At 70.7% G+C, this 10140-nt stretch carries 10 protein-coding genes and 1 rRNA gene; 4 read left to right on the forward strand and 7 right to left on the reverse strand.

Annotation, left to right across the window (positions count from 1 at the left end; all coding sequences use genetic code 11):
- Positions 1-74 (forward strand): 5S ribosomal RNA (gene rrf, locus ACYVE7_RS21100); the annotation flags it as partial.
- 57 nt (positions 75-131) lie between these two features.
- Here rrf and ACYVE7_RS21105 read toward each other — a convergent pair.
- From ACYVE7_RS21105 to ACYVE7_RS21130, 6 genes are read right to left on the reverse strand one after another with little or no spacing between them, the layout of a single operon-like run.
- Positions 132-860 carry an ABC transporter ATP-binding protein gene (locus ACYVE7_RS21105; protein ID WP_460366695.1) on the reverse strand — a complete coding sequence of 243 codons (729 nt, stop codon included), beginning with the start codon at positions 858-860 and terminating at the stop codon, positions 132-134.
- Positions 857-1810 (reverse strand): ABC transporter ATP-binding protein, encoded by a 954-nt coding sequence (locus tag ACYVE7_RS21110; RefSeq protein ID WP_460366696.1) that lies wholly within the window; start codon positions 1808-1810, stop codon positions 857-859. Before ACYVE7_RS21110 ends, ACYVE7_RS21105 begins: the two co-directional genes overlap by 4 nt.
- Positions 1811-2608 (reverse strand): ABC transporter permease, encoded by a 798-nt coding sequence (locus ACYVE7_RS21115; protein WP_460366697.1) that lies wholly within the window; start codon positions 2606-2608, stop codon positions 1811-1813.
- On the reverse strand, positions 2605-3555 hold the full coding sequence (locus ACYVE7_RS21120) for an ABC transporter permease (protein WP_460366698.1): 951 nt from the start codon (positions 3553-3555) through the stop codon (positions 2605-2607). Before ACYVE7_RS21120 ends, ACYVE7_RS21115 begins: the two co-directional genes overlap by 4 nt.
- The gene (locus ACYVE7_RS21125) at positions 3552-5159 is read right to left on the reverse strand and encodes an ABC transporter substrate-binding protein (RefSeq protein ID WP_460366699.1); all 1608 of its coding nucleotides are present in this window, start codon (positions 5157-5159) and stop codon (positions 3552-3554) included. Before ACYVE7_RS21125 ends, ACYVE7_RS21120 begins: the two co-directional genes overlap by 4 nt.
- Before the next feature lie 19 nt (positions 5160-5178).
- The gene (locus ACYVE7_RS21130; protein ID WP_460366700.1) at positions 5179-6804 is read right to left on the reverse strand and encodes an amidohydrolase; all 1626 of its coding nucleotides are present in this window, start codon (positions 6802-6804) and stop codon (positions 5179-5181) included.
- 105 nt (positions 6805-6909) lie between these two features.
- On the opposite strand from ACYVE7_RS21130, the gene ACYVE7_RS21135 reads away from it, so the two are divergent.
- Positions 6910-7599, forward strand: a complete 690-nt coding sequence (locus ACYVE7_RS21135) for a TetR/AcrR family transcriptional regulator (protein WP_460366701.1) — start codon at positions 6910-6912, stop codon at positions 7597-7599.
- 9 nt (positions 7600-7608) lie between these two features.
- Here ACYVE7_RS21135 and ACYVE7_RS21140 read toward each other — a convergent pair whose 3' ends face one another.
- The gene (locus ACYVE7_RS21140; protein WP_460366702.1) at positions 7609-8814 is read right to left on the reverse strand and encodes a beta-ketoacyl-[acyl-carrier-protein] synthase family protein; all 1206 of its coding nucleotides are present in this window, start codon (positions 8812-8814) and stop codon (positions 7609-7611) included.
- 169 nt (positions 8815-8983) lie between these two features.
- Between ACYVE7_RS21140 and ACYVE7_RS21145 the strand changes: the two genes are divergently transcribed.
- Together ACYVE7_RS21145 and ACYVE7_RS21150 are read left to right on the forward strand one after the other, a co-directional pair.
- Complete coding sequence (locus tag ACYVE7_RS21145) at positions 8984-9601, forward strand: helix-turn-helix transcriptional regulator (RefSeq protein ID WP_460366703.1); 618 nt, start codon at positions 8984-8986, stop codon at positions 9599-9601.
- Between the two features lie 13 nt (positions 9602-9614).
- Positions 9615-10061, forward strand: a complete 447-nt coding sequence (locus tag ACYVE7_RS21150) for a DUF3291 domain-containing protein (RefSeq protein WP_460366704.1) — start codon at positions 9615-9617, stop codon at positions 10059-10061.
- The last annotated feature ends 79 nt before the right edge of the window (positions 10062-10140 follow it).

Below are 10140 nucleotides of genomic sequence, written 5' to 3' on the forward strand. Positions count from 1 at the left end.
ACCCGGAAGTTAAGCCCTTCAGCGCCGATGGTACTGCATGGGAGACTGTGTGGGAGAGTAGGACACCGCCGCAATTAATGTACGAAAGGCCCTGGACCATTTGGTCCGGGGCCTTTCGCATTTTCTGGGACTTAGCGGTGGGCGCGGGGGACGGCGGCGAGGAGCCGGCGGGTGTAGTCGGCTTGGGGTGTGGTCAGGAGGGATTCGACGGGGCCTGTTTCGACGACTTCGCCGTGGTGCATGACGAGGGCTTCGTCGCAGAGGTAGCGGACGACGGCCAGGTCGTGGCTGACGAAGATGAGGGTGATGCCGGTTTGGGCGCGGACGTCGGTGAGCAGGTTGAGGACTTGGGCTTGGACGGAGACGTCCAGGGCGGAGACCGCTTCGTCGAGGACGAGGATCCGGGGTGTGACGGCGAGGGCGAGCGCGATCGCGGCGCGTTGCCGCTGCCCGCCGGAGAGCTGCCGGGGCAGGCTTCCGGCTTCACGGTCTCCTAGTCCGACCTGGTCGAGGAGGGTTTTCGGGTCGGTGGTGGAGCGGTGCAGTTTCAGGAGTCCGGTGAGCGCGACGCCGATCGGGATTCGGCTGTCGAGTGACTGGTAGGGGTCTTGGAACACCATCTGGACGGAGGTGGCGCGGGCCAGCCGGTGTTTCGGGAGGGGCGCGCCGTTGAGGAGGATCGTTCCGGCGTCGGGGCGTTCCAGGCCGACGAGCATCCGGGCTGTGGTCGTCTTGCCCGACCCTGATTCTCCGACGATGCCGAGTGATCCGCCTTCCGGGACGTCGAACGAGATGCCGGCGACGGCGATGACGGGGCCGTAGGTCTTGCGGAGGCCGCGGACGGAGAGCAGGGGGGTCATGGGGCCTCCACGAGATGACAGGAAACGAGATCCACCGGCACGGGCCTGGGCTGGGGTGCGGTGGTCGTGCAGATGGCCGCGGCACGTGGGCAGCGTGGGGCGAAGGGGCAGCCGGGCGGGTTCTCCAGCAGCGACAGCGGCGCCCCGGGGACGGGGGTGAGCCGGGTGAGCGGGCCGTCCAGCCGGGGTGTGGAGGCCAGCAGCCCGCCGGTGTAGGGGTGGAGGGGCGCGTCGAAGATCCGGCGGGCGTCGCCTGTCTCCACGATGCGGCCCGCGTACATGACGGAGATCCGGTCGGCGGTCGAGGCGGCCAGTTCGAGGTCGTGGGTGATGAGCAGGATGCCGAGGCCGTGGTCGGTGCGGAGCCTGGCGAGCAGCGTCATGATCTCGGCTTGGGTGCTGACGTCGAGGGCGGTCGTCGGCTCGTCGCACAGCAGCAGGTCAGGGGAGCCGGCCAGCGCTCCCGCGATCATGATGCGTTGGAGCATTCCGCCGGAGAATTCGTGCGGGTACTGGCGGAGCCGGCGTTCCGGCGAGGTCAGCCCGACCTCGCCGAGCAGTTCGACGGCGCGTGCCTTGGCTTTGGTGGAGCTCCAGCCGAGGGTGCGGCGGAGCGGTTCGGTGAGGAAGTCGCCGATCCGGTGGACCGGGTTGATCGACGCCCGAGGATCCTGAAAGATCATCGACGCGGTGCGGGTGCGGATCTCCCGGAGTTCGGCGGGGCGCGCCGACAGCACCTCGGTGCCCGCCACGGACACCGAGCCGCGGACCTCCACGCCCGGCGGGGTCAGCCCGAGCGCGGCCCTGGCCGTCACCGACTTGCCGGAGCCGGACTCGCCGACCAGGGCGACGACCTCACCGCGGCCCACGTCCAGGTCGACGCCGTCCAGGATCGGCCTGGCCATGCCGGGCAGCTCCACCCGGAGTCCGCGGATCGACAGCAGTTCCATCTACGCTTCCCTCCCGGCGAGGCGGTCGCCGAATCTCTCGCCGACCACGGTGAACGCGACCACGACCAGCACGATGGCGACGGCCGGGACATAAGCCGACAGGGGTTCGCCGGCCAGCACCGCCACCTGCCCCTGGTTGATCATCGCGCCCCAGTCGGGGGTCGGCGGCTGGACGCCGAGGCCGAGGAACGACAGGGCGGCCAGGTCCAGCAGCGCGTAACCGAAGTTGACCGTGGACTGGGCGAGCACCACCGGAGCGAGATGCGGCAGCACCCCGCGGACCGCGATGTGCAGCGGCGCGTACCCCTGCACCCGGTAGGCGGCCACATACGGGCGCGCCAGCTCCTGCCGGGCGAGCCCCCGCACCAGCCGTGCCGTGTACGGCGTGTACGCGACGGCCATGGCGAGCACCGGCGCCGTCAGGCCCTTGCCGAACAGCGCGACGGCCAGGATGGCCAGCAGCAGCGCGGGGAAGGCGAACACGACGTCGAGGGCCCGGCCGATCAGGGCGTCGGTCCGTCCGCCGGTCCAGGCGCTGAACAGGCCGATCGCGATGCCGAGCAGGGTGGCGCCGAACACGACGCCGAGCGGGCCGATGAGGCTGGTGCGGGCCCCGACGATCAGCGCGGAGAACGTGTCGTGGCCGCCCTGGTCGGTGCCGAGCCAGTGGTCGGGCCCCGGCGGCAGATACAGCTCGGTGAACCGGCCGATCTCGGGATCGTGCGGCGCGATCCACGGCGCGACCAGCGCGAGCAGCACGAACCCGCCGAGCACGCAGAGGGAGACGCGGTAGATCATCGGGCGCTCCCCTGGGCGGCGACCCTGGGGTCGATCAGCGGATAGACGAGGTCGACGAGCGTGTTCACCACGACGAACACCGCGACGACCAGCAGCACGATCGCCTGGACGACCTGGAAGTCGAGCTGGTTGACGGTCTGGACGAGCAGCGAGCCGATCCCGGACAGCCCGAAGGCCGTCTCGACGATCACGGTGCTGACGAGCATCCCGGACACCAGCAGCCCGGACACCGTCACGATCGGCCCGAGCGCGTTGCGCAGCACATGCCGGCGGATCACGGTGCCCTTGGACAGGCCCCGGCTGAGCGCGACGTCCACATGTTCGCGGCCCAGCTCGTCGAGCATGGCGGTTCTGGTCACCCGGGTGACCATCGCCATGAACGTCACCGAGAGGGCGACGGCCGGCAGCACGATGTGGTGGAGCCGGCTCGCCAGGCCCTCGCCGTAGCCGACGGTCGGGAACCAGCCGAGGCCGACCCCGAACACCGAGCGCAGGCCGAGCGCCATCACGAACGACGGCACGGCCGCGCCGACGGTGACCAGCAGCAGCACCGTCGAGTCGGTCTTCGTGCCGCGGCGGAGGGCGCCGACGATCCCCGAACCGATGCCCACCACGACGATCAGCACGGTGGAGGTGGCGACCAGCAGCAGCGTGTTCGGCAGCCGTGCCCACAGCACTTCGGAGACGTCCTGGTGGAACAGGTAGGACCAGCCGAGGTCGCCGTGGAGCATCCCGGTCAGCCAGTCCCAGTATCTGACCAGCACCGGCCGGTCGAATCCGTACTGCTGCCGGATCGCGGCCAGCTCCTCGGCGCCGGGGCTGCGGCCCCTGACGAGGAAGCTGACCGGATCGCCCGGTGCGAGGTACAGCGAGAAGAAGACCGCCAGGGAGGTGACGAGCAGGGTGGCCAGCATCCCGGCCACCCTGCGGACCAGCGCCACGATCATTCAGCGGAGCCGATCTCGGCCGCCCACGGGTAGTACATGTAGGCGATGGACGGCTTCACGCCGGTGATCTTCTTGCCCACGAACACGTTGACGGGCGCGGCGTACAGCGGCAGCCACGGCAGTTCCCGGGTGGCGATCTCCTGGACGTCCGCGGTGAGCGCGCGGCGGGCCGTGACGTCGTCGGCGGCCAGCGCCTTGTCGACGGCCGCGTCGTACGTCTTGTCCGACCAGCCGCCGTAGTTGGCGAAGTTGCCGGATTGCACGTTGGCGTAGATGTCCAGCGGATCGGTGATCGAGGTGTACCAGAAAGTCAGGAACATGTCGACGCCCTTGCGGGCCTCGGGGTCGGTGAACAGCGCGCCGTACTTGTCGGCCGACAGCGTGGTGATCTCGGGCTTGAGGCCGATCTCGGTCGCCGCCTGGGAGATCGCCTGGGTGATGATGCCGGTCTCGACGTCGAGGGAGCTGGTCGCGATGACCACCTTCTGCCCCTTGACGCCTGCCTCCGCGGCCAGGGTCCTGGCCTTGGCCGGGTCGTAGGGGTAGGGGGTGATGCCCTTGCGGGCCTCGGGCGCCCCGCCCCAGGTGGTGGGGGCGGCGAGCGAGTCGGCCAGGTCGGCGATGCCGGCGGCGCCCGCCTTGATCATGCCTTCGCGGTCGATCGCCATCAGCAGCGCCTGCCGGACCTTCGGGTTGCCCAGCGGCCCGTCCAGATTGCTGATCACCTCGTTGGCGGTGGTGGTGTTCCTGCCGAAGTAGAGCTTTCCGGCGGAACCGGACTGGAGGGTGGCGAACGCGTTCGGCGGGAGCATCCAGCCGCCGTCGACCTCACCGGACTGGAAGGCGCTGACCCGGGCGTTGGAGTCGGGCAGGAAGACGAACTTGACCTGCGCGGACTTCGCCTTCAGGGCTGGGTCCCAGTAGCCGTCGAACCGCTGGAGGACGAGGTCGCGGCCGGGCGTCCAGGAGCCGAAGGAGAACGGTCCCGTGCAGTTGACGCCCTTCTTCGGGTTGCCGTAGTCCTTGCCCGCCGCGGCGAGGCTCGCCGCCGACTCGATCGTGCCGGGGCTGGCCGCCATGTACTGGTTGAACAGGGCGTCGGGCTGCTTGAGCTTGACGGTGACCTGCAGCGGTCCGGTCTGCTTCACCGAGACCACGTTCCGGTACACCGACGACCAGTAGCTGCCGACGTCCGGGGTCAGATGCCGATTCAGCGACGCTGCGACGTCCTTGGCCGTCAGTTCGGAGCCGTCGTGGAACTTCACGCCCGGCCGGATGGCGTACACCCAGGTCTTCGGGTCGGGGTTGGTGACCTTCTCGGCGAGCGCGGGCGAGGTGGTGAGGTCGGGGTTCCAGCGCAGCAGGCTCTCGCACACGTTGGACAGGATCGTGTTCGACGGGTAGTCGAAGGCGTAGGCGTAGTCGATCGAGTAGGGCTCGGCGAAGGTCGACCAGGTGAAGGAGGCGAGCTCGCCCTTGGCGGGCGGGGTCTGGTCGGTCAGCTCGAAGGCGGCGGCCGCCTTGCCGGTGGGGGAGGAGCCGCCGCCGCAGGCCGCGGCGGTGAGGGACAGGGCGGCCAGCGAGACCGCGAGACGGGAACGCATCGGGAGGTACCTCCGGGGATCAGGAATGGACGGGAAGACCTTCGACGTAGGTGCGGGTCACCTGGGTGAGCCCGATCTCCCGGGGTGGTCCGGCGAAGGGGTCGCGGTCGAGGACCACGAGATCGGCGAGCTTTCCGGCCTCGACGGTGCCGGTCTCGGCGTCGAGATGGTTGATCCATGCGCTGCCCGAGGTGTACGCGCGGAACGCCTCGGCCAGGGTCAGTGCCTGCTCGGGCAGGAACGGGGGAGCGTCGGAGTCCAGGACGGCCCGGTTGACCGCGACGTGCAGTGCCAGCAGCGGGTTCGGGCTGCTCACCGACCAGTCACTGCCCGCGACGAGCCGTGCGCCGGCCCGCTGGAGCGCGCCGAACGGATACTGGCGGGCGGCGCGTTCGGGGCCGAGGAACGGGATGGTCAGCTCGTCCATCTGCGGTTCGTGCGCGGCCCACAGCGCCTGGATGTTGGCGGCCGCGCCGAGCGGGGCGAACCGGGCGATGTCGTCGGGGTGCACGACCTGGAGGTGGGCGAGATGGTGGCGGTTGTCGTTGGTTCCGTTGGCGTCGCGCGCCGACTCCAGGGCGTCGAGCGCCTGGCGGACGGCCTTGTCGCCGAGCGCGTGGAAGTGGATCTGGAAGCCGAGGGCGTCGAGCCGCCGGACGGCCTCCTTCAGTAGCTCCGGATCGACGAAGGTCAGGCCGGAGTTGGCCGTGGCGCAGCCGCAGGAGTCCAGGTAGGGGTCGAGCATCCCGGCGGTGAAGTTCTCCGCGATGCCGTCCTGCATGATCTTGACGGTGGTGGGGCGGAACCGGCCGACGCCGCCCGCACGGCGTTCGACCAGCTCGTCGATCTGCTCGAGGCCGCGCTCGCGGTCCCACCAGAGCGCGCCGACGACCTTGGCGCGGAGCTCGCCGCTCGCGGCGGCCCGCCGGTAGGTGTGGAAGTTGTCGGGATTGCCGGGATAGGCGGCGATCATCGCGTCCTGCCAGGCGGTGACGCCCAGCGAGAACATCCGCTCCTGGGCGACCAGCAGGCCCTGGTGGGCCTCGTCCGGGGAGGCGTCGGGGGCGGGGACCAGCCGCATGGCCCCTTCCTGGAGGGTGCCCGCGGGGAAGCCGTCGGGTTCGCGCTCGACCCGGCCGTCGGCGGGATCGGGGGTGGCGCGGCCGATCCCGGCGAGCTCCAGCGCCCGGCTGTTGGCCCACGCGCCGTGGCCGTCGCGGTTGGTCAGCAGGACGGGCCGGTCCGGCACGACGGAGTCGAGCATGTGCCGGGTGGGGGTGCCGCCGGGGAAGACGTCCATCGACCAGCCGCCGCCGCAGATCCACGGCTTGTCCGGGTGGGCGGCGGCGTACCCGGCCACGGTCCGCAAGTAGCCCTCGACGGTGTGCTCGGCGCCCAGATCGCAGCGGGCGAGCTGGACCCCGGCGTAGGCGGGATGCACATGGGCGTCCTGGAAACCCGCCGCCAGCATCCCGCCGGCCAGATCGACGATCTCGGTGCCCGGCCGTGCCAGCGCCGCGACCCCGTCCCCGACGGCCAGGATCCGGCCGTCGCCGACCGCGACGTCCGCGCGCTGCGGAGCGTCGGCGAGACCGGTGAAGACGGTCCCCCCGGTGAAGATTAGGTCCGGCTCAAGCTCGTTCATGAATCCCTCGAATCGCTGGCGAATGGGGAGAGTGAACTCCTAGCGCAATGCAGTTGTCAACGGTGTTGCGCTGGACCGTGGCCGTCTCGGTACACTTGCGGGACCATGCCGAAATCCGCCGCCACCCCCCGCACCCGCCGTTCGGGCAGCCAGCTCACCCCGGAAGCGATCATCGAGGCGAGCCTGCGCATCGCCGCGCTCGGCGGCTCGGACGCCTTCACCGTGCGCCGGCTCGGCCAGGAGCTGGGCGCCGACCCGACAGCCGTCTACCGGCACTTCAGGGACAAGGACGAACTGCTGCTCGAGGTCGCCGACCGCACGCTCGGCGAGGTGCTGGAAGGGGTCCCCGACGGCCTCGACTGGCGCGCCCGGCTACGCGCTCTGGCCTGGGAGTCGCTGCGCGTCGGGATGAAGTACCCGGTCGTGTCGGCGATGATGGCCAGCCGCACCACGCGCAGGCGCAACGAGTTCCGGGTGGTCGAACTGATCCTCGGCGCGGTCACCGAGGCGGGGCTCGAGGGGTCCGCGGCCGTCGTCCACTACCGGATGTTCGGCGACTCGGTCCTCGCTCACGTCGGCCAGCACGCCGCGTTCGAGCTGGTCGAGCCCGACGCGCGCGCCGCCGACGAGGAGTCGTGGCGGCGCGAGTACCGCCTGGTCGATCCGGAGCGGTTCCCGCACATCACCCGGCTGGGCGGCCCGCTGTCGGAGGTCACCCACGACTCCATCTACACCGCGAAGGTCGAGTCGCTGATCACGGCGATCGAGCGGGCCGCGAGCGAAGCGGTCCGCTGAGCCGCGCCGCTACGGGGTGAACAGCAGGGAGACGTTGTGACCGCCGAAGCCGAAGCTGTTGGCGATCGCCGCTCGGACGTTCGTCTCCCGGGCGGTGTTCTGGACGACGTCCACCTTGACGGCGGGATCGAGCTCGGCCAGGTTGATCGTCCCGGGGATGATCCCCTCGTGGACCGAGAGCAGGGCGCTGATCGCGCCGAGCGCCCCGGACGCCCCGATCAGATGGCCCGTCATCGACTTGGTGGCCGTGACGGCCGGGTGGCTGCCGAGCGCTTGGACGATCGCCTCGGCCTCGGCGACGTCGCCCTGCGGGGTCGAGGTGGCGTGGGCGTGCACATGGTCGACGTCCAGGGCGGACAGCCCGGCGTCCTCCAGCGACAGGCGCATCGCGCGGGCCTGGCCGTCGGGGTCGGACGCCGTGATGTGCGCGGCGCTGGAGGTGACGCCGGAACCGGCGACCCGGCCGTAGATCTTCGCGCCGCGCGCGGCGGCGAACTCGGCGGACTCCAGCACCATGACGGCCGCGCCCTCGCCCATGATGAAGCCGTCGCGCGTCACGTCGAACGGCCGGGACGCGGTGGACGGGCTGTCGTTGCGCGTGGACAGCGCGCGCATCTGCGCGAACGCCGCCATCGTGAGCTGGTGGATGCATGCCTCCGCGCCGCCCGCGATGACCACGTCCGCGCGGCCGAGCCGGATCAGGTCGGCGCCGAACGCGATGGCCTCGGCGCCCGCCGCGCACGCCGACACCGGGGTGCGCGCGCCGCCCTTCGCGCCCAGCTCCATCGACACATAGGCGGACGGGCCGTTCGGCATCAGCATCGGCACCGTGTTGGGGGACACCCGCCGGACACCGCTCTTCAGGATCGTGTCGAACTGGTCGAGCATGGTGGTCGCGCCGCCGATCCCGGTGCCGATCACCACCGCGAAACGGACCGGATCGACGTCGGGAGCGCCCGCCGACGCCCACGCCTCACGGCCCGCGACGATCGCCATCTGCTCGACCCGGTCGAGCTTGCGGGCCTCGACCCGGCTGAGGATCGCGGTCGGTTCGACGGCCAGCCGGCCGGCGATCCTGGACGGGAGATCGACGGCCCACTCCTCCTCGACGAGGGCGACACCGGAACGGCCCGTCTTCAGGCCGTCCCAGGTGGTCGGCAGGTCGCCGCCGAGTGGCGTCGTCGCGCCCAGGCCGGTGACCACCGCTTCGCGCATCGCATCTCCCCGTATGACTTCGACGTATGACTTCGACAAAGCGAAGGCGTTCGGCCCCGCCCGGATCTCTTCCGCGGAACCCCAGTCTGCCAGGCAGGCCACCGGCCGAGCAGTGATCGCGAAGACGAAGCTGGCCCTACCGCCTTTGTAGGGCTGCTACAAAGGCGGGGTGAGCATCGAAGCCGTCGCCCTTCTCCAGGACCCGGTCAGAAGAGGTCTGTACGAGTACGTGGCCGCGCAGGACCACGACGTCAGCCGGGACGAGGCAGCCGAGGCGGCCGGGATCAAAAGGACCCTCGCCGTCTTCCATCTGGACAAACTCGTCGAAGGCGGGCTGCTGGACGCGGTGTTCCGGCGTCCCGAGGGGCGGAGCGGGCCGGGTGCGGGACGTCCGGCCAAGCTCTACCGGCGCTCGGACGCCGAGTTCGCGGTGTCGCTGCCCGCCAGGGACTACCGGACGGTGGCGGCGGTGCTGGCCGAGGCCGTCGAGGACGCCGGGCTCGAACAGGCCGTCGCGGCGGCGGCGCGCGTCCACGGGCCGGTTCTGGACGGCCGTGAGCTGCTCGACGTGCTCAGGGAGCGGGGGTATGAGCCGTATCTGGACGGCGCGGTGGTGCGGATGCGCAACTGCCCCTTCCACCGGCTCGCGGGGGAGTTCCCGCCGTTGGTCTGCGGGATGAATCTGGCGTTGCTCGCGGGGCTCGCCGAGGAGTCGGGCGGGACGGCCGTGATGGATCCCGCGCCGGGCCGCTGCTGTGTGGCGATTTCTAAAAATAGTGAAAACTGATTATAGTCGCCTCATGCATCTCGCCCAGCTCAACATCGCCCGTCTCGCCGCACCTTTGGACTCTCCTCAGCTCGCCGGATTCGTCAACGGGCTCGAAGAGATCAACGCGCTCGCCGACGCGGCGCCCGGCTTCGTCTGGCGGATGGTCGGTGAAGCGGACGACGCCACCGACATCCGGCCTTACGGCGATCCCGAGCTGATGGTGAACATGAGCGTCTGGGAGTCGCGGGAAGCGCTCTTCGACTACGTCTACCGGACCGTGCACATGGACTACGTGCGGCGGCGGCGCGAGTGGTTCCAGCACCTGGGAGAGATGTTCCAGGTGCTGTGGTGGGTGCCCGAGGGGGAGCTGCCGACCGTCGCGGAGGCCAAGGAACGGCTCGAGCATCTGCGCGAGCACGGGCCGACGCCCTACGCGTTCACGTTCCGGCAGGCGTTCGAGCCTCAGCCGACCGCCTGAGCCAGCAGCACGCCCAGCGCGGCGGCGCCCAGCCCGGCGAGCACGCTGAGGGCCAGGTTGGCGGCCGAGGCCGTCCGGC

The organism is Actinocorallia lasiicapitis, assembly GCF_054778695.1.